We start from the raw sequence: 21,359 nt of genomic DNA on the forward strand, positions 1-21,359 counted from the left end.
ACAGAGCTCGTCATTCCTGCGGTGCAGCGAAGTTCTCGTCGATGAGGTCGAACAGTTCCTCCACCGACACCGAGTTGATGTCGTCGTCGGTCGGTCCGCCCTCGTGCTGGTCGGCTCGCCGCAGTCCGGCGGCGAGGTCCTCCAGTCGCCGGAGCAGCGCGCTCCGGTCCTCCCGCGCCGCGGCCGGGTCGGCCAGCAGCGATTCCAGCTGTCCCAACAACTCCAGCGGGGTGCCGGTGGGCGCCGGGTCGCCGAAGTCGAACTCGGCGAGCAGGTGCCCGGCCAGCGCGGTGATCGTCGGGTAGTCGAAGACCAGGGTGGCCGGCAGTCGCCTGCCCAGCGCGGCGCCCAGCTTGTTGCGCAGTTCGACCGCGGTCAGCGAGTCGAAGCCCAGGTCCTTGAAGGTGCGGTCCGGCGCGACCGCCTCGGCGCCCGCGAAGCCCAGCACCGCGGCCACGTGTTCCCGGAGCACCGAGCCGAGCAGCTCGCGCCGTGCCTCCGGGGCCATGGCGGCCAGCCTGCCCAGCAGTCCGGCCGCGGTCTGGGTGGCGGCAGCCGCGGTGCGGCGGTCCTTGCGGCCCAGCTCCCGCAGCACCGGCGAGAGGTCCGGGTCCGCGGCCAGCGCGTTGCGGTCCAGCACCAGTGGCAGGGTGAGCGGCCGGTCGGTGGCCGCGGCGGCGTCGAACATGGCCAGGCCCTGCGCCACCGAGAACGGCACGATTCCCTTGCGCCGCAAACGGTCGTGGTCGGCCTGGCTGAGGTGCCTGGTCATGCCGGTGGCCTGCGCCCACGCCCCCCAGGCCAGCGACACACCGGCCAGGCCCTCGGCCCGCCGCCGCTGGCACAGCGCGTCCAGCCAGGCGTTGGCGGCCGCGTAGTTGGCCTGCCCCGCGGTGCCGAGCACGCCGGTGGCCGAGGAGAACAGCACGAACCCGGCCAGGTCCAGCTCGCGAGTGGCCTCGTGCAGGTGCCAGGCCGCGTCGATCTTAGGCCGCAGCACCCGGTGCAGCTGCCCCGGCGTGAGACTGTCCACTGTGGCGTCGTCCAGCACCCCGGCGGCGTGCACCACCGCGGTCAGTCCGCCGCGCGCGGTGAGATCGGCGACCAGGCCGCGCACCGCGCCCCGGTCGCTGGTGTCGCAGGCGACGATCTCCACCCGGCAACCCGACCCGGCCAGTTCCGCGGCGAGTTCCGTTGCCCCGTCGGCGTTCCCGCCGCTGCGGCTGGCCAGCACCAGCCAGCTGAAGCCCTGACCGGCCAGGTGCCGGGCCAGCTCGCGGCCGAGTCCGCCGGTGCCGCCGGTGATCAGCACCGCCTTGCCGGTGTCCCAGGTGCGCGGGATGGTCAGCACCAGCTTGCCGGTGTGCTTGGCCTGGCTCATGAACCGGAAGGCCTCCACCGCGCGGCGCAGGTCGTAGGACCGGGTCGGCAGCGGGGTGAGCACCTGCCGCTCGAAGAGCTCGACCAGCTCGGTCAGCATGCCCTTGGTGCGATCCGGACCGGCCTCGTCCACGTGGAAGGCGTGGTAGATCACGCCGGGCCACTTGACGAGCTGGTCCGCGGTGCGCACGTCGTTGACGCCCATCTCGGCGAACCGGCCACCCGGGTTGAGCAGGTCCAGGGAGGCGTCCACGAACTCGTTGGCCAGCGAGTTCAGCACCACGTCGACCTTGGGGAACTTCGTGGCGAAGTCCAGGCTGCGGGTGGAGGCGATGTGGTCCTCCGGCACGCCGAGCTCGCGCAGCACGGCCCACTTGGGCTCGCTCGCGGTGGCGTAGACCTCCGCGCCCAGGTGCCGGGCGAGCTGGATCGCGGCCATGCCGACCCCGCCGGTGCCGGCGTGGATGAGCACCTTCTCGCCGGGCTTGAGCGCGGCGATGTCCACCAGGCCGTAGTAGGCGGTGAGGAAGGCGGCGGGCACGCTGGCGGCCTCGATGTCGTGCCACCCGGCCGGAATCCGCACCAGGTGCCGGTGGTCGACCACCACCACCGGCGCGAACCCACCGTCCACCACACCAAGAACCCGGTCACCAGGAGCCAGATCTTCAACCCCAGGACCGATTTCCAGCACCACACCGACGGCCTCAGCGCCCATCAGACCGGCCGAGACCTCCAGCTGGTCGAGCACCTTGCCGTAGCCGAGGGTGCCGAGCACGTCCCGGAAGTTCATGCCCGCCGCGGTGACACCGAGCCGAACCTGGCCCACGCCAAGGGTTTCCGCGGCAGCCGTGGTGGGCACGAACCCGAGCCCGTCCACCGAGCCGGGTTCGACCACGTCCATCCGCCAGTCCCGGCGGTGCACCGGTGCGAGCAGCCTGCTCTGGTCCGCGGCCAGCCGCGGCGCGCACACCTCGCCGTCAATCACCGCGAGCTGCGGCTCGTTGCCCGCCGCGATGTGTGGCAGGGCAAGGGAGATGTCCTCGGGCCGGTCCACGTCGAGCAGCCCGAAGCGGCCGGGGTTCTCGGTGAGCGCGGTGCGCACCAGCCCCCAGGCGGTGGCCGCGGCCAGGTCCCGGCCGGTCCGCGCGCCGGTGGTGACCAGCACCAGCCGCGACGCACTCCCGCTCAGCCAGCGCTGCACCAGGGTGAGCACCTGTTCGGAGGTGTCATGCGCGGCGGTCACCGGATCGCCGGGCGCGGTGGCCAGCGGCAGCACCACGGTGGCCGGGCTGTCCGGGATCTCGGCCAGGTCGGTCACGGTGAGCAGGTCGGCCGGGTCGGCGCCCGTGCCGCTGACCGGCGTCCAGTCCACTGTGTACAGAGACACCGATTCGGTCCGGGCGATGCCCTCGGCCGCGGCGCGCAGCCGCAGCGACCGGGTGGTGAACACGACCGCGCCGGTGGCATCGGCGACGGTCAGGGCCACCAGGGTGTCCTCGCCGTCCGCGCCGAGGTGACGCAGCCGGGCCCGCAGCGCGCTCGCGCCGGTGGCGTGCAGCTCCGCCTGCTCCCAGGCGAAGGGCAGCGCACCGGCCGCGACCTCCTGCTGGGACAACAACACCGTCTGCAGCGCCGCGTCCAGCAACGCCGGGTGCAACCCGAACCCGGTGACCGAAACCCGTTCCGGCAACGCGACTTCGGCGAACACCTCGCCGTCGACGTGCCAGGCCCGGCTGAGCCCACGGAACGCGGGCCCGTACTCGTACCCGGACGCGGCGGCCTCGTCGTAGAAGGCGGTCAGGTCGATCTCCACCGCGCCACTCGGCGGCCACACCGCGCCCAGCCCCTCAGCCGGTTCAGGCGCACCGGGAGCCAGCACACCCGTGGCATGCCTGGTCCAGGCGGCGTCGGCCCCGGGCCGGGCGTGCACGGCCAGCGAACGGCGACCGTCCTCGTCCGGGGCGTCCACCTTGACCTGGACCTCCACCTCACCGTCCAGCACCAGCGGCGCACCCAAGATCAGCTCCTCAACCCGCGCGCAGTCCACCTCGTCACCCGCCCGCACGGCGAGTTCAATGAAGGCGGTGGCCGGCAGGATCGCGGTGCCGCTGACCTGGTGGTCGGCCAGCCAGGGCTGGGTGTTCCTGGACAACCGCCCGGTCAGCACCACCCCGGACCCGTCGCCCAGCGGCACCGCCGCGCCCAGCACCGGATGGTGGGTCGCGGTGAGCCCGAAGGCGGAGGCATCGCCCGAGACCCGCGGCGCGGGCCAGAAACGCTGGTGCTGGAACGGGTAGGTGGGCAGGTCGACCACCCGCGCGCCGGACCCGGCGAACCAGGCCGACCAGTCCACGTGACCACCGCGAGTCCACCACGCGCCAACTGATTCGAGGAACCGCCGCGCGCCACCCTCGTTGCGGCGCAACGACCCGGTCACCACCCCCTCGACTCCGGCACCGTCCAAAGTGGCCTCAACCTCGGCCACCAGCACCGGATGCGGACTGACCTCGATGATCCGGTTGTACCCGGAGCCGATCAGCGCCTGCATCGAGGAGTGGAAGTGCACCTGCTGCCGCAAGTTCCGATACCAGTACCCGCTGTCCAGCTCCGCGGTGTCCAGCCAGTCCCCGGTCACCGTGGAGAAGAACGGAATATCGCCCGACCGGGGCTGAACCGAGGCCAGCACCTGCGCGAGCTCGTCTTCCAACTCTTCGACGAACTGCGAGTGCGAGGCGTAGTCCACCGCGATCCGCTTGACCCGAAGATCCTCGGCCACTCCCGCGGCCACGAACTCCGCCAGCGCCCGCTCCTCGCCCGACACCACCACGGCAGCCGGCCCGTTCACCGCCGCGATCTCGATGCCGTCGGTCAGTCGCGGCAGCACTTCCGCAACCGGCAACGCGATCGAGGCCATGCCACCACGCCCGGACAACACCCGCGCGATCAACTGCGACCGCCGCGCCACCACCAACGCGCCATCCGCCAGCGACAACCCACCAGCCACAACCGCCGCGGCGACCTCCCCCTGTGAGTGGCCGACCACTCCCTCCGGCACAACACCCAGCGACTGCCACAACGCGGCCAGCGAAACGTTGACCGCCCAGGTCACCGGCTGCACCACATCGACCCGGGCCAACAACTCCTCATCCGCCAAAGCATGAGTGATCGACCACTCAATGTGCGGCGCAAGGGCGTCGCCGCATTCAGCGAAGCGGGCGGCGAAGACCGGAGACTCGTCCAGCAGCTGACGGGCCATGCCGACCCACTGGGAGCCCTGGCCGGGGAAGACGAAGAGCGAGCGGCCACCGGCGAGGACGGGGGTGGGTTCGAGCGGGGCGTGGAGGAGGGTGGGGAGCTCGTCGGGGGTGCCGACGAGGACGGACCGGACGGGGAGGACAGCGCGCGCGGTGGCCAGGGTGAACCCAGCGTCGACCACGCTGGCGGAGGGGACCGCAGGCCGGGCGGCAGGTGCGCTGGCAGTCAGAGCCGAGGATCCGGCGGCAAGTGCACCGGCCGGGTGGCCCGAGTGCTCGGTGACGAGCGGGCTGGCGGTGCGCTCAGCGTTCCCGGCAGCAGGCGCGCTGGCCGGGTGATCCGGGGTCTCGGCTGCGAACGCACTGACCGGGTGGTCCGAGATCTTCGCAGCAAGCGAACTGTCTGAGCGGTCCGCGTCACCTGCCGCGAGAGCACTCGCCGAGCCATCGGGGCTCGCGGCGACGACAACACCGACCAAGCGGTCCGCGTTCTCACCGGCGAACGCGCTGGCCGTCTGGCCCGCGGTCCCGCCGATCGCGTCTGCCAGCCGAGCAGCCTGCGCCCGCACCGCCTCCGCCGACTTCGCCGACAACACCAGCGGCACCACCGCCGGCACCACCACCGACTCCGCGACCTCCGCCGCCGGCGCCTGCTCAATGATCACATGCGCGTTCGTCCCACTAGCGCCGAACGACGAAACCCCAGCCCGCCGTGGCCGATCCACCTCCGGCCAAGGCACCGTGTCGGTCAGCAGCTGCACCGCCCCCGCCGACCAGTCCACGTGCGACGAAGGCTCAGTCACATGCAACGTCTTCGGCGCAGCACCATGTTCCAGCGCCTGCACCATCTTGATCACACCGGCGACACCGGCCGCGGCCTGCGTGTGCCCGATGTTCGACTTGATCGACCCCAGCAGCAACGGCTGCGAGCGAGACTGCCCATACACATCCACCAGCGCCTGGGCCTCGATCGGATCACCCAGAGTTGTACCAGTGCCATGACCTTCCACCACATCAACGTCCACAGTGGACAAACCGGCGTCCGCGAGCGCGGCGCGGATCACCCGTTGCTGGGACGGGCCGTTCGGGGCGGTGAGGCCGTTCGACGCGCCGTCCTGGTTGACCGCGGTGCCCCGGACGACCGCCCGGACCCGGCGGCCCAGGCGGCGGGCGTCCGACAGGCGTTCCAGCACCAGGACTCCGACGCCCTCGCCCCAGCCGGTGCCGTCGGCGGAGTCGGAGAAAGCCTTGCAGCGGCCGTCGATGGCGAGGCCGGCCTGGCGGGAGAACTCCACGAACAGGCTTGGCGTGGACAGCACCGTGACGCCGCCGACCAGGGCCAGCCTGCACTCGCCCGAGCGCAACGAGCGGGTGCCCAGGTGCAGGGCCACCAGCGAGGACGAGCAGGCCGTGTCAACCGTGACGGCGGGGCCTTCCAGACCCAGGGCGTAGGCGACCCGGCCGGAGGCGACGCTGGGGGCGCTGCCGGTGGACTGGAAGCCCTCGAACTCGCCGCCGCCGAGCAGGGTGGCGTAGTCGCTGTACATGACGCCGGCGAAGATCCCGGTGTCGCTGCCCTTCAGCGTGCCGGGGTCGATACCGGCGTGTTCCAGTGCCTCCCAGGAGCTTTCCAGCAGCAGGCGGTGCTGGGCGTCGGTGGCCATCGCCTCGCGCGGGGACATGCCGAAGAAGGCGGCGTCGAAATCGCCTGCGTCGTAGAGGAAACTGCCGACCCGGGTGTGGGATGTGCCCAGGCGGCCGGGGGTTGGGTCGAAGAGGCGGGCCAGGTCCCAGCCGCGGTCGGTCGGGAAGTCGGCGACGGTTTCGGTGCCCTCGGCGACCAGGTTCCACAGGTCGTCGGGGCCTGTCACGCCGCCGGGGAAGCGGCAGGCCATGCCGACGATGACGATGGGGTCCTCGTCGAGGTCCGCGGCTTGCGGGCGTGGGGTGGTGGTCGCCGTCTCGCGGGGGGTCAGTTCCAGCACGGTGGCCAGGCGGCCCGCGATGGCTTCCGGGGTCGGGTAGTCGAAGGCCAGGGTGGAGCTGAGGGTGGCGCCGGTGGACGCGGTGAGCTTGCGGCGCAGCTCCACCGCCATCAGCGAGTCGAGCCCTCGGGACACCAGGGGTTCGTCCACCGGCAGTCCGGCCAGGTCGGTGATGCCGAGCACCGCGGCCGCCTCGCGCACCACGATGGCGGTCAGCTCGGCGAGCTGGCGGTCCCTGGGCAGTGCCAGCAACCGGTCGCGCAGGGACTCGGGTTCGTCGGTGTTGCGGGCGGCGGCCTGACGCGGGGCCAGGCGGACCAGGGTGCGCAGGACCGCGGCGAGGTGGCCGCCCTGCTCGGCCTCCTGCCGCGGTCCGCGCAGGTCGAGGCGAACCGGCACCAGCGCCGGTTCGTCCAGCCGCAGCGCGGTGTCCAGCAACCGCAGGCCCTCGGCGACGGGGAAGGCGACGATGCCCTGCCTGCGCATGCGGGAGAGTTCCGCCGCGCCCAGGTGGCTGGTCATGCCGTCGGACTCGGGCTGCCACAGGCCCCAGGCGAGGCTGGTCGCGGGCAGTCCGGCCTGGCGGCGCTGGACGGCGAGCTCGTCGAGCACGGAGTTCGCTGCGGCGTAAGTGCTTTGGCCCGCGGTGCCGAGGACGCCGGCGGCCGAGGAGAACAGCACGAACGCGGTCAGGTCGCGGTCGCGGGTCAGCTCGTCCAGGTGCAGGGCGGCGGCCTTGGGCGCGAAGACCTCGGCCAGGCGGTCGGCGTCCTGGTCCAGCAGCAGGCCGTCGTCGAGCACCCCGGCCAGGTGCACCACCGCGGTGAGGTCGGGGATACCGGCGAGCAGGTCGGCCAGTGCGGCGCGGTCGGTGATGTCGCAGGCCACGATCCGGGTGTCCACGCCCAGCTTCTCGCGGAGTTCGGTCGCGCCCGGTGCGTCCTCACCGCGGCGGGAGGCGAGCACGAGCTTGCGCGCATTGTACTGGCGCACCAGGTGTTCGGCGACCGCGGCGCCGAGCTGGCCGGTGCCGCCGGTGATCAGCACGGTGCCGTCGAGGGTCAGCTCACCGGTGGCGTCTTCGGTGACCTTGGCCAGGCGGGGTGCGAACACGCCGTCGGCGTTGACCACCAGTTCGGGTTCGTCCAGCGCCAGCGCGGCCTCCGGCACCGGGCCGTCGACGCCGATCCAGCGCAGCACGCGGTCCGGGTGCTCGGTGCGGGCGGTGCGCAGCAGGCCGCGCACGGCCGCGCCCGCCAGGCCGCTGCCCAGCCAGACCAGTTCGGCCCCGGGCTGTTCGGTGATGATCCGCTGGATCTCGGTCAGCGCCTCGGCGGTGGCCTGGGTGACCGGGAGGTCCTGGGCGGTCGCGTCCACCACGACCCGGTTCACCGGCATCGCCGCGGTGGCAGGCAGGGTGACGCGCTGGAGCTGCACGCGGTAGAGGTCCTGGGCGCGGCCGGTGGCCTGGAACTGCTCGGGTTTGGCGGTGCGCAGGTCGAGTCGCTGCACCCTGGCCACCGGGGCACCGGTGCCGTCGGCCAGCCACACGGTCAGCCGCCGCCCGCCGGAGACCGCCTCGGCCTGCACCCGGACCCGCAGCTCGCTGGCCCCGGTGGCGTACAGCTCAACGCCGGACCACTCGAAGGGCATCTGCACGTGGTCGGCGTCCTGGCCGCCGTCCGCACAGGCCCGCATCACGTTCAGCGCGCCGTCCAGCAGCGCGGGGTGCAGCGCGTACGGAGTGCCGTCCACGTCATCGGGCAGCCGGACCGTGCCGTAGCCGACGCCATCGCGCCGCCACAGCGCGGTGGTGGTCATGAAGCCGGGGCCGTAGTCCACGCCCTGGTCGGCGAACCGGTCGTAAAGCCCGGTCAGGTCAACGGGTTCCGCGCCAGGCACCGGCCACTCGCGCAGGTCGGCGAACCCCTCGGCACCGGTGTCCGGTTGCGGGACCTCGCCGAGCTCGCCGGTGGCGTGCAGGGTCCAGTCCCCTTCCCCGCCAACGGGTTTGCTGTGGATGGCCACCAGCGGACGCCCGTCCACCGGCGGGGTGAGCGAGACCTGGACGCGCACCGCCGAGTTCTCCGGCAGCACCAGCGGCGAGATCATCACCAGTCCGGCGACCTGGCTCAGCCCGAGTCGTTGCGCGGCGGCGATGGCCAGCTCCATCAACCCGGTTCCGGCCATCACGATGTGCCCGTGCACCACGTGGTCGGCCAGCCACGGGTGGTCGGCGACGGAGAGCCTGCCCGCCAGCACGTGCCCCGCGCCGCCCGCGAGCGCCGGTTCCACCATCAGCCAGGGGTGGTCGACCTCGGTGAGCTCCAGCGCGCCACCGGCCGCGGTGGCCTTCGGCGTGACCCAGAACCTGCTGCGCTGGAACGGATACGTCGGCAGGTCGATCACGCGCGGCTGGTGCCCGGCGAACACCGCGGCCCAGTCGACCTCCACGCCGTGCGCGTGCGCCTCGGCGAGTCCGGTGAGCACGGCCTCAGCCTCTGGGCGGTCCCGGCGCTGCGCGGCGACCACCGCGACCCGCTGGCGGGCATCCGCCACGCAGTCGCCGACCATGGCCGCGCCGGAGCCGTCCGGGCCGAGTTCCAGGAAGCGGGTGACCCCGGCCTCCAGCAGTGTGCTGACGCCCTGGGCGAAGCGCACGGTGGAGCGGACGTGGCTGACCCAGTAGCCGGGGTCGAGGACCTCAGCGCTGATCAGGCCGCCGGTCACGTTGGACACCAGGCCGATCTCCGGTTCGCGCGCGGTGGCCCTGGCGGCGACCGCGGCGAACTCGGGCAGCATCGGCTCCATCAGTGGCGAGTGGTAGGCGTGGTCCATGACCAGCCGCTTGACCTCGCGGCCCGCGGCGAGCAGCGCTTCGGTGGCCTGCTCGATGGCCTCCACGGTGCCGGAGAGGATCACCGAGTTCGGCCCGTTGACCAGTCCGGCCACCAGCTCGTGCTCGCGGTTCTCCAGCAGTGGCAACAGGTCCTGCTCAGACGCGCGGACCGCGAGCATCGCACCGCCCGGCGGCAGCGACTGCATCAGCTGGCCACGCGCGGCCACCAGCGCACAGGCGTCTTCGAGCGACCAGACCCCGGCGACGTGTGCCGCGGCGAGCTCGCCGGTGGAGTAGCCGAGCACGTAGTGCGGGGTGACGCCCCAGGACTCGACCAGCCGGTAGAGCGCGACCTGGAAGGCGAACAGCGAGGGCTGGGTGAAGCCGATCTGGTTGAGCAGCGCGGCTTCCGGGGTGTCCGCGGGCGCGAAGGTGATCTCGCGCAGCGGCCGGGGCAGCAGCGGGTCCAGGTGTGCGCAGACCGCGTCGTAAGCCTGGGCGAAGGCCGGGAAGGTGCGGTAGAGCTCGGCGCCCATGGCCGCGCGCTGGGCGCCCTGGCCGGGGAAGACGAACGCGGTCTTGCCGGGCAGCACCGCGCCGGTGACCACGCCGGGGGCAGGTTCGCCGGTGGCGATGGCGCGCAGTCCGGCGAGCAGCTGCTCGGTGTCGGCGCTGATCACGGCGGCGCGGCGCTGGTGGCGGGCGCGGGTGGTGGCCAGGGACCAGGCCAGGTCCACGGGCCGGGCGGTGGCCGCGGTGTCGGCGAGCGCGGTGGCCTGGGCGCGGAGGGCGGCTTCGGTGTGGCCGGAAAGCACCACGGGGACAAGCGAATCAGCGGGCTCGGCAGGCTTCTCGGCCACCGCAGCGGGGGCCTGCTCCAGGATCATGTGCGCGTTGGTCCCGCTGATCCCGAACGCCGAGATCCCGGCCCGGCAAGGCCGATCCCCCGCCGCCAGCTCCCGGTGCTCGGTGACCAGGCTGATCCCGCCGGTCGACCAGTCCACCCGGCTGCTCGCCGTCTCCGCGTGCAGCGTCCGCGGCGCCTCGCCCCGCCGCAGGCTCTCCACGACCTTGATGAACCCGGCGACCCCGGCCGCGGCCTGGGTGTGCCCGATGTTGGACTTCACCCCGCCCAGCAACGCCGGTTCGCCGCCCGCGTGCGCCCTGCCGTAGGTGGCCAGCAGCGCGTGCGCCTCGATCGGGTCGCCGAGGCGGGTGCCGGTGCCGTGCGCCTCCAGCAGGTCCACCTCGGCGGCCTCCACCCCGGCGTCGGCCAGCGCGGCGCGGATGACCCGCTGCTGCGAGCTGCCGTTGGGCGCGCTCAGGCCGTTGGACGCGCCGTCGGAGTTGACCGCCGAGCCGCGGATGACCGCCAGGATCGGGCGCCCCTGGGCCAGCGCGTCGGACAGCGGTTGCAGCAGCACCAGGCCGCTGCCCTCGGAGAAGCCGGTGCCGTCGGCGTCCTCGCTGAACGCGCGGCAGCGGCCATCCGGCGACAGCCCGCCCTGGCGGGAGAACTCGATCAGCAGCTGCGGTCCGGCCATCACGGTCGCGCCACCGGCCAGCGCCAGCGAGCACTCGCCTGCCCGCAGCGCGCGGACCGCGTTGTGCAGCGCCACCAACGAGGAGGAGCAGGCGGTGTCCAGGGTGACCGAGGGGCCTTCCAGGCCGAGCACGTAGGAGATCCGGCCCGCGAGCACGCTGGCCGCGCCGCCGGTGAGGGCGTGGCCCTCGGAGTCGCCGCCCGCGGTGGTGAGTCCGGCGTAGTCCTGGCCGTTGGTGCCGATGTAGACGCCGACGTCCTTGCCGCGCAGGGACTCCGGCACGATCCGGGCGCGTTCCAGCGCCTCCCAGGCGTTCTCCAGCAGCAGCCGCTGCTGCGGGTCCATGGCCACCGCCTCGCGCGGGGCGATGCCGAAGAAGGCCGGGTCGAACTCGGCCGCGTCGCTGAGGAACCCGCCTGCTCGCGCGTACAGCGTGCCGGGGTGGTCCCGATCGGGGTGGTAGAGGCCGTCCAGGTCCCAGCCGCGGTCGCCGGGCAGCGGGCCGATCGCCTGCTCCCCTGCCGCCAGCAGCCGCCAGAAGTCCTCCGGGGAGTTGATGCCGCCGGGGAAGCGGCAGCTCATCGCGAGCACCGCGATCGGTTCGCTCGACCGGGCGCGCTCCTCGCGCAGCGCGTTCAGCTCGCTGGTGGCCCGCTTGAGGTACTCGCGCAGCTTCTGTTCGGTCGCCGTCACGTATTCCTCCGGCTCATGGTGATGCTGTCGATGAGGTCGAACAGTTCGTCGTCGGAGACGTCCGCCATCGGCGCGGCGGCCGGGGCTTCCTCCGTCGCGGGGTCGTCCAGGTCGAGCTGGTCCAGCAGGTGTTCGGCCACCGCGGCCGGGGTCGGCTGCTCGAAGACGAGCGTGACCGGCAGGCGCACACCGGTTTCCGCGCCGAGCCGTTTGCTCAGGTCGGCGCCGGTGACGCTGTCGATGCCGAGGTCGCGGAAGGTCCTGGTCTCCTCGGGCCGGTCGCCGCGCCGGTAGCCGAGCACGGCTGCGGTGTGCCGCAGCACCACGTCCAGCACCAGTTCCGCGCGGCGGCGGGCAGGCAGTGCGGCCAGCCGGTCAGCCAGGTCCGGTTCGGTCGCGGTTGCCGTTGCGCCGCTTGAGGTGCGGGCGTCCGGCAGGTCGGCCAGCAGCGGGCTCGGGCGCAGCGCGGTGAGGGTCGGGGCGAACCGCTCCCACTTGATGTCGGCCACCACCTGGCTGGCCCTGCCCCCGTCGATGGCTTCCTGCAAGGCTTTCAGCGCCAGCTCGGGGGCCATCAGGTTGATGCCGTGGCGTTCCAGGGTCGGGCGGACCGCGGTGGTGGCCAGGCCGTCGCCGTCCCAGGCGCCGAAGGAGACCGCGGTGGCCGGCAGGCCCTGGGCGCGGCGGAGCTCGGCGAGGGCGTCCAGGGCGGCGTTGGCCGGGGCGTAGTTGCCCTGGCCGGGAATGCCGACGGTGGCGCCGAGAGTGGAGAAGAGCACGAACGCGGACAGGTTCAGCTCGGCGGTCAGCTCGTGCAGGTGCCAGGCGCTGACCACCTTGGCGCGCTGGGCTTCCGCGACCTGCGCCAGGCTGAGCGCGCGCAGCGTGGAGTCGGCCAGCACGGCGGCGGTGTGCACCACCGCGTCCAGGTCACCGACCCGCGCCAGCAACTCGCGCAGCTGGCCGCGGTCGCTGACATCGCAGGCCTCGATCCGCACCTCCGCGCCCAGCTCGGCCAGCTCGGCGTGCAGTTCCGCCGCGCCGGGCGCGGCCGGGCCGCGGCGGCTGACCAGCACCAGCTCGCGGGCGCCGCGTTCGGCCAGCCAGCGGGCCACGTGCGCGCCGAGCGCGCCGGTACCGCCGGTGACCAGCACGGTGCCCTTGGGTCGCCACTCCCCAGCCTCCGCGCGGTGTGCCGCCGGTCGGACCAGGCGGCAGGCCAGGGTGCCGAAGGGCCGCAGCGCCAGCTGGTCCTCGCCGTCAGTGCGGGTGAGCGCGGCGGCCAACTGCCGCCAGCTGCCCTCGCGCGGCTCGGCAGGCAGGTCGATCAGGCCGCCCCAGCGGTCGTGGTGCTCGTGCCCGGCCACCCGGCCGAGGCCCCACACCATGCGCTGGTCGGGCCGGACCTCGCGGTCGCCGGGGTCGGTGATCATCGCGCCGCTGGTCACGCACCACAGCGGCGCGCTGATCCGGGCGTCGCCGAGTGCTTGCAGGGCAAGGAGGGTGGCCGCGTACCCGGCGGGCACGCCGGGGTGGTCCACCCGCTCGCCGGGGATCAGCGCGAGCAGTGAGAGCACGCCGGTGACGTCGGCGGGGACCGCGGCGGCGCTGGCGGTGGCCAGTTCGTCGCGGCCGGGGTGGTGCTCGCACTCGACGGTGACCAGCCGCAGGCCCTGCCGGTGCAGGCCGGACACCGCGTCGGTCCAGGGGCCTTCTCCCTTGGGCACCAGCACCAGCCAGCTGCCGGTGGCGGTGCGCGCCGGGTCGGCCACCGCGCGCCAGGCGGTGGCGTAGCGCCAGTCCTCGATCAGCTTGGCCGCGTTCTCCCTGCGGTGCCAGCTGGCCAGCGCGGACACCAGCTCGGGCAGGGTCGCGCTCTCGGACACCGCGAGCAGGCGTTGCAGGGACTCGACATCGGCCTGGTGCACCAGGTGCCAGAACGTCTCGGACTCCGGCGTCGCGGTGGTGGTCGCGGGCGGGGTGGTCTCCAGCCAGTAGCGCTGGTGCTGGAAGCGGTAGGTGGGCAGGTCGACCAGGCGGGCGCCGGGGTAGTCCCAGCGCACCGGCAGGCCGTGCGCGTGCGCCTGGCCCAGCGAGGTCAGGAACCGTTGCGGGCCACCGTCATCGCGGCGCAGGCTGCCGAAGGCGAGCACGTCCTGACCGGCGTCCTGGATGCCCGCGGTGAGCACCGGGTGCGGGCTCACCTCGATGAAGGTGCGGTGCCCCGCCTCGATCAGCGCGGCCACGGTGGCCTCGAACTCCACCGGGGAGCGCAGGTTGTCGTACCAGTACTCGGCGTTGAGGCCACTGGTGTCCAGCGGTCCGGCGGTCACCGTGGACCAGAACGCGGCCTCGGCGGTGCGTGGCTGGATCGGGGCCAGCGCGGTGAGCAGCTCGCCGCGGATGGCTTCCACGTGGTCAGAGTGCGAGGCGTAGTCCACCGGCAGGTGCCGGGCGCGCACCCCGTCGGCCTGCACCTTGGCCACGAACTCGTGCAGGGCCCCCGGATCGCCGGAGATCACGGTGGCGGCCGGGCCGTTCGCGGCGGCCAGGGACAGCCTGCCGTCCCATTCGGCCAGCCGGGCCAGCGCCTCGGTCCTGGGCAGCGTGGTGGAGACCATGCCGCCGTGCCCGGCCAGCGCCCGCGCGATCTCCTGCGAGCGCAGCGCGACGATCCGGGCACCGTCCTCAAGGGACAGTGCGCCGACCGCGCAGGCGGCGGCGATCTCGCCCTGGGAGTGCCCGACCACCGCGGCCGGGCGGACGCCGTGCGCGGACCACAGCGCGGCCAGCGAGACCATCACCGCCCACAGCGCGGGCTGCACCACGTCGACCCGGCGCAACGCCTCCTCATCGCCCAGCGCCTCGGTCAGCGACCAGTCCACGTACGGCGTCAGGGCGCGCTCGCACTTCGCCAGCGCCTCGGTGAAAACCGGTGTGCTGTCGGCGAGTTCCAGTGCCATGCCAACCCATTGCGAGCCCTGGCCGGGGAAGACCAGCACCGGCCCCGACCCGGACTGCGCCCGGCCGACCACCAGTCCCGGCGCGTCCTCGCCCGCGGCGAGCGCGGCCAGGCCGTCCAGCAGGTCCCGCCGGTGGCCCACCACCACGGCCCGGTGCTCGAACGCGGTCCGGGTGGTGGCCAGCGACAGGCCGATGTCCGCGACCCCCAGTGCGGGCGCGGATTCGGCGTGCGCGCGCAGGGCTTCGGCCTGGGCGCGCAGGGCGGACGGCGACTGCGCGGACAGCGGCCAGGCCACCGGCTGCCCGGTGTCCCCGCCCCAGTCGACGTCGACGCCGTCTGTCCACAGTAGACCGAGCAGGTCGGCAAGGGTCTCGGTGCCGGGGCGGTTCCGGCGGCAGGTGGCGAGCACCTCGGTGTCCAGGGTGCGGCCGATCGGGACGCGCAGCACCGGGTGCGGGCTGACCTCCACGATCCGACAGCCCGGCGGCAGCGCGCGGACCGCGTCGACCAGGCGCATCGGCTCACACATGTTGCGCGCCCAGTAGGCCCCGTCCAGCTCGGTCCCGGCCAGCTCGCCACCGGTGACGGTGGAGAGGAACGGAATCCTGGTCGCGGCCGGGCGGATGTCGCCGAGCAGTTCGGTCAGCTCGGCGGTGAGGGCGGCCAGTTCGCGGCTGTGTGACGGGTAGTCGATGGCCACCCTGACCGTGCCGATCCCGGCCTCGGTCAACTCCTGCTCGAACTCGTCGATCGCCTCGGTGGCACCGGAAACACACACCTGTCCCGGCGAGAGCTCACCGGCCACGGTCAGCCGGTCGCCGACCCGCCTGGCCGCTTCCACCACGTCCAGGTCGCAGACCAGCACGGTCCCGGTGCCGGCGGCGCGCTCGGCGATCAGCCGGGACCACCGGCCGATGACCTGCGCGCCCTGGGCCACGGTGAGCGCACCGGCGGCGACCGCGGCGGCCACCTCACCCACGCTCTGCCCGAAGACCACGGCCGGAGTCACGCCACGGGCGGCCAGCGTGCGGAACAGCGCGACCTGCACCGCGAACAGCGCGGGCTGCACCACATCGGCCCGCTCCAGCCGCCGCTCCTCCAGCAGGTCGTCCAGCACCGACCGGCCGAGCACCGAAGCCAGCTCACTGTCCACTTCGGACATCGCGGCGCGGAACTCCGGCTCGGTCAGCAGGTCCCGGCCCATGCCGGTCCACTGGCTGCCGTGGCCGGAGAAGCAGAAGGCCAGTGCGGGCGCGGTCCCGGCCACGCCGACCTCGGCCAGCGCGAGCAGGTTCACCAGGTCCGCGGGCCGCTCCAGCGCGGCGAAGGCGCGGTGCGGGCCGGATCCGCTGCTCAGCACGGGTGCCACCGGCCCCCTGGCCGTGGCCGCGATGCTCTTCCACAGCTCTTCCGCGGTGTCCGCGCCCAGTGCCACCAGGGTGCGGGGGCTGGCGGGCGCCTGGCCCAGCGCGAGGTGCACGTTGGTGCCGCCGAAGCCGAACCCGCTCACCCCGGCGTACCGGTGCCCGGCGGGCCAGGGGCTGCGGCAGGTCACCACCTGGAGCTGTTCGGCGGCGAAGTCGATGTTCGGGTTGGGTTCGTCGAAGTGCAGGCTGGCGGGCAGTTCACCGTGGTACAGCGACAAAGCGGTCTTCATCAGGCCGAGCACACCGGCGGCCGGTTCCAGGTGACCGAAGTTCGTCTTGGCCGAGCCGATCCGCAGCGGTTCGGCGCGGCCGGGGCCGAACACCTCGCCGAGCGCGGAGGTCTCGATCACGTCGCCGAGCTTGGTCCCGGTGCCGTGAGCCTCCACATAGGACACTTGATCGGTCGGCACCCCGGCTTCCCGCCAGGCCGAGCGGAGCACGTCGACCTGGGCTTCGGGGTTGGGCGCGGTGAGGCCGTTGGAGGCGCCGTCGTTGTTCATCGCGCTGCCCAGCAGCACCGCGTAGATCCGGTTGCCGTCCCGCAGCGCGTCGGAAAGCCGCCGCAGCACCACGACTCCGCAGCCCTCGCTGCGCACGTAGCCGTTGGCGCCGGCGTCGAAGGCGCGGCACTGGGCGTCGGGGTTGACGCCGCCGAACTTGGTCATCGCGACCGTGGTGTGCGGGTGCAGCATCAGGCTGATGCCACCGGCCAGCGCCAGGTCGGACTCGCCGCGGCGCAGGCTGTGCGCGGCCAGGTGCACCGCGGCCAGCGAGGAGCTGCACGCGCTGCCCACCGACACCGCGGGTCCCTGCAGGCCGAGGGCGTAGGCGACCCGGGCCGGGATGATCGAGGTGTCCCAGCCCACCGCGGACTGCGAGCCCACCGTGTTCGGGTCCGCACCGGTGGCCAGGTAGTACTCCTGCCACATGGTGCCCAGGAAGACCCCGGTGCGGCTGCCGGTCAGGCCGCCGGGCACGATCCGCGCGTCCTCCAGCGCGGACCAGGCCACCTCCAGGGTGATCCGCTGCTGCGGGTCGGCGTGCTCGGCTTCGGCCGGGGACATCCGGAAGAAGGCCGCGTCGAACCCGGCCACGTCGTCCAGGAAGCCGCCGCGGCGGGTGGTGGTCCTGCCGGGGCTGGTGACGTCGGCGTCGTACCACTGTTCGGCGTGCCAGCGGTCCGCGGGCACCGGCCCCACCGCGTCCACCTCGGCCAGCAGCGCATCCCAGAGCTGGCCGGGCGTACCGATGCCGCCGGGCAGTCGGCAGCCGAGGCCGACGATCGCGATCGGCTCGTTCCGCACCGCCTCAGTGGTCGACTCGGGCCGACCGGTCGGCCGACCGTCCAGGAACGCCGTCAGTGCGGCCACCGTCGGGTGCCGGTAGGGCGCCCAGGCGGGCACCGGACGACCGAGTCGCCGGGACAGCTCCTGGGTCAACCTGGTCAGCCCGGCGGAGTCGGCGCCGAGCTCACGTAGCGCCACCTGCACCGGCAGCGCGTCCGCTGGTGTGCCCAGCAGCGCAGCCGCGGCACTCCGCACGTGTGACAGACACGTATCAGCCTCACTCCGCATCCGGACCACCTTGCCGCCGTGGATCAGGGGATTCCCGAGGCGACGGTACAAACGGCCAACTGCGGATTCCCCCAGACAGAGCGGTCGGAATCTCTAGCAAATTCCGGGCTGCCCGCCCTTCACCCTGTGGGCATGGCAGAGCTCGCTGAGCACCCGCGGAAGCCGATCATGCTGGTCAGCCTGCCGGCGGCCGGCCTGGCCAACCCGATGCTGGTGCTGGCGGGTGAACTGGCCCGGCGCGGCGTGCAGGACGTGTTCTTCGCCAGTGACGAGCCCCGGCGCGCCGACGTCGAGGCGCTGACCGCGACCAGCAAGATCGAGTTCATCTCCCTCGGCGAACCGGTGCCCGAGCTGTCCCCGACCACCTGGGACGAGCCGACCTACCGCGCGGTCACCCAGCCCTCCAGGTTCAAGGCCTTCCGGGCGCTGCTGCGGCACAACTTCAAGCCCGAGATCACCGTCCCCAAGTACCGGGCGCTGGAAGCCGCGGTCGAGCAGCACCGGCCCGCGCTGATGGTGATCGACGTGATGTGCAAGCACGCCATCGACCTGGCCATCACCAAGGGCATCCCGTACGTGCTCAGCTGCCCGTTCGTGGCCAGCAACATCGTCAGCCTGGTCACCCCGTTCGGCAGGTCGTACACCCCCAAGGACTTCCCGACCCCGCGGTCGGCCCTGCCGTACCCGATGACGGCCGGCCAGCGGCTGCGCAACCAGCTGTTCCGCTGGCGCACCCTGCTGCACTTCCTCAACCCGGAGACCAACAAGCGGGTCCAGGCCCAGGCCAAGATCCGCGCGGAACTGGGCATCTCCGCCGAGACCACCAAGTCGCTGGCCGCCTTCGAGCAGGCCGAGCGGGTGCTGTGCTACTCGCTGCCGGAGCTGGACTACCCGTTCGACGTCCCGGACAAGTTCACCTTCGTCGGCGCGATGGTGCCGCCCCTGCCGCAGGCGCCGGCCGATGAGCTGACCGACTGGTTGGACGGCCGGGATTCCGTGGTGTACATGGGTTTTGGCACCATCACCCGCCTCACCACCGCCGACGTGGCCGCGCTGGTCGAGGTCGCGCGACGGCTGGACGGCAAGGCGCACGTGCTGTGGTCGCTGCCCGAGTCCCAGCAGCCGATGCTGCCCGCGGACCTGCCGCCGAACCTGCGGGTCGAGGGCTGGGTGCCCTCGCAGCTGGACGTGCTGGCCCATCCCAGCGTGAAGGTCTTCGTCAACCACGGTGGCGGCAACGCCTTCCACGAGAGCGTGTTCTTCGGCAAGCCGCAGGTGGTGCGGCCGCTGTGGGTGGACTGCTACGACCAGGCGGTCCGGGTGGAGAGCATGGGCCTGGGCCAGGCGGTGGACCGCCCCGCGACGATCGACGCCGACGACCTCACCGGCAAGGTGCTGCCGGTGCTGACCGAGCAGTCCTACACCGAACGTTCCCGGCGGTTCGCCGCCGCGATGTCCAAGGCCGGTGGCCGGGCGGCCGCCGCCGACGCTCTGCTGTCCCTCCCGCAACTCACCGAGACGAGCAACGCATGAGCTACCGGTACCACGTCTCCAAGCCGGTCCTGTCCGGGCGCGAGCTGGAGTACGTCACGGACGGGATCCAGCGAGGGTGGATCTCCTCGCTGGGGCCGCACGTGCGCCAGTTCGAGGAAGCTTTCGCCAGCTACAACCAGATGTCCAGCGCGGTGGCCTGCTCCTCCGGCACGGCCGCGCTGACGCTGGCGCTGCGCGCACTGGGGGTCGGCCCAGGCGATGAGGTGATCGTGCCCGAGTTCACCATGATCGCCTCCGCCTGGGCCGTCACCTACACCGGAGCCACCCCGGTGTTCGTCGACTGCGCGGACGACCTGAACATCGACGTCACCAAGATCGAAGAGAAGATCACCCCGCGCACCAAGGCGATCATGCCGGTGCACATCTACGGCCGCCGCTGCGACATGGACCCGATCATGGAGCTGGCGCACGAGTACAACCTCCGCGTGGTCGAGGACTCCGCGGAGTCCCACGGCGTCCGCCCGGTCGCCCACATCGCGGCGTTCTCCCTGTACGCCAACAAAATCATCACCAGCGGCGAGGGCGGCATCTGCGTCACCAACGACCCGGTGCTGGACGCCCAGATGCGCCACCTGCGCGGCATGGCCTTCAGCCCCGACCACTCGTTCCTGCACCGCAAGCTGGGCTACAACTTCCGGATGACCGACATGCAGGCCGCGGTCGCCCTGGCCCAGACCGAGCAGCTGGACACCTTCCTGGCCGCCCGCAAGGAGATCGCGGCCCGCTACGACGAGGGCCTGGCCGGCATCGAGGGCATCACGGTCATGCCGCCCCGCGATGTGCTGTGGATGTACGACGTGCTGGCCGAGGACCGCGAACCGCTGCGCGCGCACCTGGCCGCGGAGGGCATTGAGACCAGGCGGTTCTTCAAGCCGATGAGCCAGCAGCCGCAGTACTTCGACCCGGAGTGGCCGAAGCTGAACGCGGCGAAGTACGCGGCTTCCGGGTTCTACCTGCCGACGTACGTGGGGCTGACGGCGGAGGACCAGGAGTACATCGTGGGCAAGGTGCGGGAGTTCTACCAGCAGCGCTGAAGCGAGCACACCAGGAACCCGGGCGGGACTTGACCGCCCGGGTTCTCCATGTGCTGTTGGGCCGACCTACTCTTTCCACGCGAACGGGCTATACGGTGGGGCCGCGCAGAAGATGAGGTGGTCGCTCAGCCACTCCAACACGTCCACCGGGATACTGGCTGGCTCCGCGAGGAGCGCGGCTGCCAACTCGTCGATCGGCGGCGCCTGAGGTGGCATTTCGGCAAGCGCCACCGCGCCACGGCCAGGATCGCGCCACGCCGGGTGATCTGGATCCGCCAGCAGAATCCCGATGCGCTCAACGATCACCGACCAACCGGGCATCCCTTTGTGGTCTCGACCGGATGCGACTGCCCTGTTCACCAGGTAGGCACGGAGCGGCTCATCAACACAGGTGTGTCTGACAAGACCCATCAAGGCGTTCGTCCTGCTCTTCACATGCTTCCGGTATTCCCCGAGGAAGCCACGCCCAAGATCGCCGAGAGTCCTGCCTCCAGTGCCGGCCCAGGGTCGTGCGCGATCCAGCAGATGCTGCTCGAAATCGAGCAGACCATAGCTCAGGTCGCTCGCGGTCAACGCCTTGACCGCCTCGACATGGAGTGCCGTGGACTCCGCGAACATCGCCGCGTCGCTCGGCCCTCTTTTGCCCGCGTGCATGTTTTCGACAGGACTGTTCCGCCAGACCTCGATAACCAGACCGACCGCCATGGCGTTCACGGTGGCCTCATCACCATTGATGCCGACCTCTGCACAGCGTTGGGCGTGGTGCTCCTCCAAGACAGCGAGCAGTTCACAGTTGCGCGGGTCCCCATCACATACAGCGTCGGCGATCTTTGCTCGTGGCACGACTACTCCCCCTTCACTAGGCAACCTGCCTAGGCATCACCGCAGCAGTCAGCCCTCCCCTTACGTTCGTGTCACCCTAGTGTGGCGTCACCGAGGTACTTCCCAGCATCGCCAACACAGGTGAAACCGGCCGCCGCCAGGCAGCCTCTTGGCGCCGCACACGTTTGACCCAGGCGAACTCAGACCGCATCCCAGCAAGCAGCGCAAGGGCGGTTGATCGCTAGGATGCGGTCCAAGTTCGGAAGGCCAGCGGAGATGAGACCAGCT

At 72.3% G+C, this 21,359-nt stretch carries 5 protein-coding genes; 2 read left to right on the forward strand and 3 right to left on the reverse strand.

The window, feature by feature from the left end; translation table 11 throughout:
- Window positions 1-10: 10 nt before the first annotated feature.
- Together N8J89_RS26340 and N8J89_RS26345 are read right to left on the reverse strand one after the other, a co-directional pair.
- Complete coding sequence (locus N8J89_RS26340) at window positions 11-11,695, reverse strand: type I polyketide synthase (protein ID WP_283659696.1); 11,685 nt, start codon at window positions 11,693-11,695, stop codon at window positions 11-13.
- Window positions 11,692-17,628: a type I polyketide synthase gene (locus N8J89_RS26345; protein ID WP_283659697.1), complete on the reverse strand. Its 5,937-nt coding sequence runs from the start codon at window positions 17,626-17,628 to the stop codon at window positions 11,692-11,694. Before N8J89_RS26345 ends, N8J89_RS26340 begins: the two co-directional genes overlap by 4 nt.
- A 165-nt stretch (window positions 17,629-17,793) precedes the next feature.
- Between N8J89_RS26345 and N8J89_RS26350 the strand changes: the two genes are divergently transcribed.
- Entirely contained in the window at window positions 17,794-19,194 is a 1,401-nt protein-coding gene (locus N8J89_RS26350; RefSeq protein ID WP_283659698.1) for a glycosyltransferase, read from the forward strand.
- Window positions 19,191-20,249, forward strand: a complete 1,059-nt coding sequence (locus N8J89_RS26355) for a DegT/DnrJ/EryC1/StrS family aminotransferase (protein ID WP_283659699.1) — start codon at window positions 19,191-19,193, stop codon at window positions 20,247-20,249. Before N8J89_RS26350 ends, N8J89_RS26355 begins: the two co-directional genes overlap by 4 nt.
- A gap of 66 nt (window positions 20,250-20,315) precedes the next feature.
- Here the strand turns inward: N8J89_RS26355 and N8J89_RS26360 are convergent, their stop codons facing one another.
- Window positions 20,316-21,092, reverse strand: coding sequence for a hypothetical protein (locus tag N8J89_RS26360; RefSeq protein ID WP_283659700.1), 777 nt, complete (start codon window positions 21,090-21,092; stop codon window positions 20,316-20,318).
- Window positions 21,093-21,359 lie beyond the last annotated feature (267 nt).

Source organism: Crossiella sp. CA-258035 (assembly GCF_030064675.1).
Taxonomy (GTDB): domain Bacteria; phylum Actinomycetota; class Actinomycetes; order Mycobacteriales; family Pseudonocardiaceae; genus Crossiella.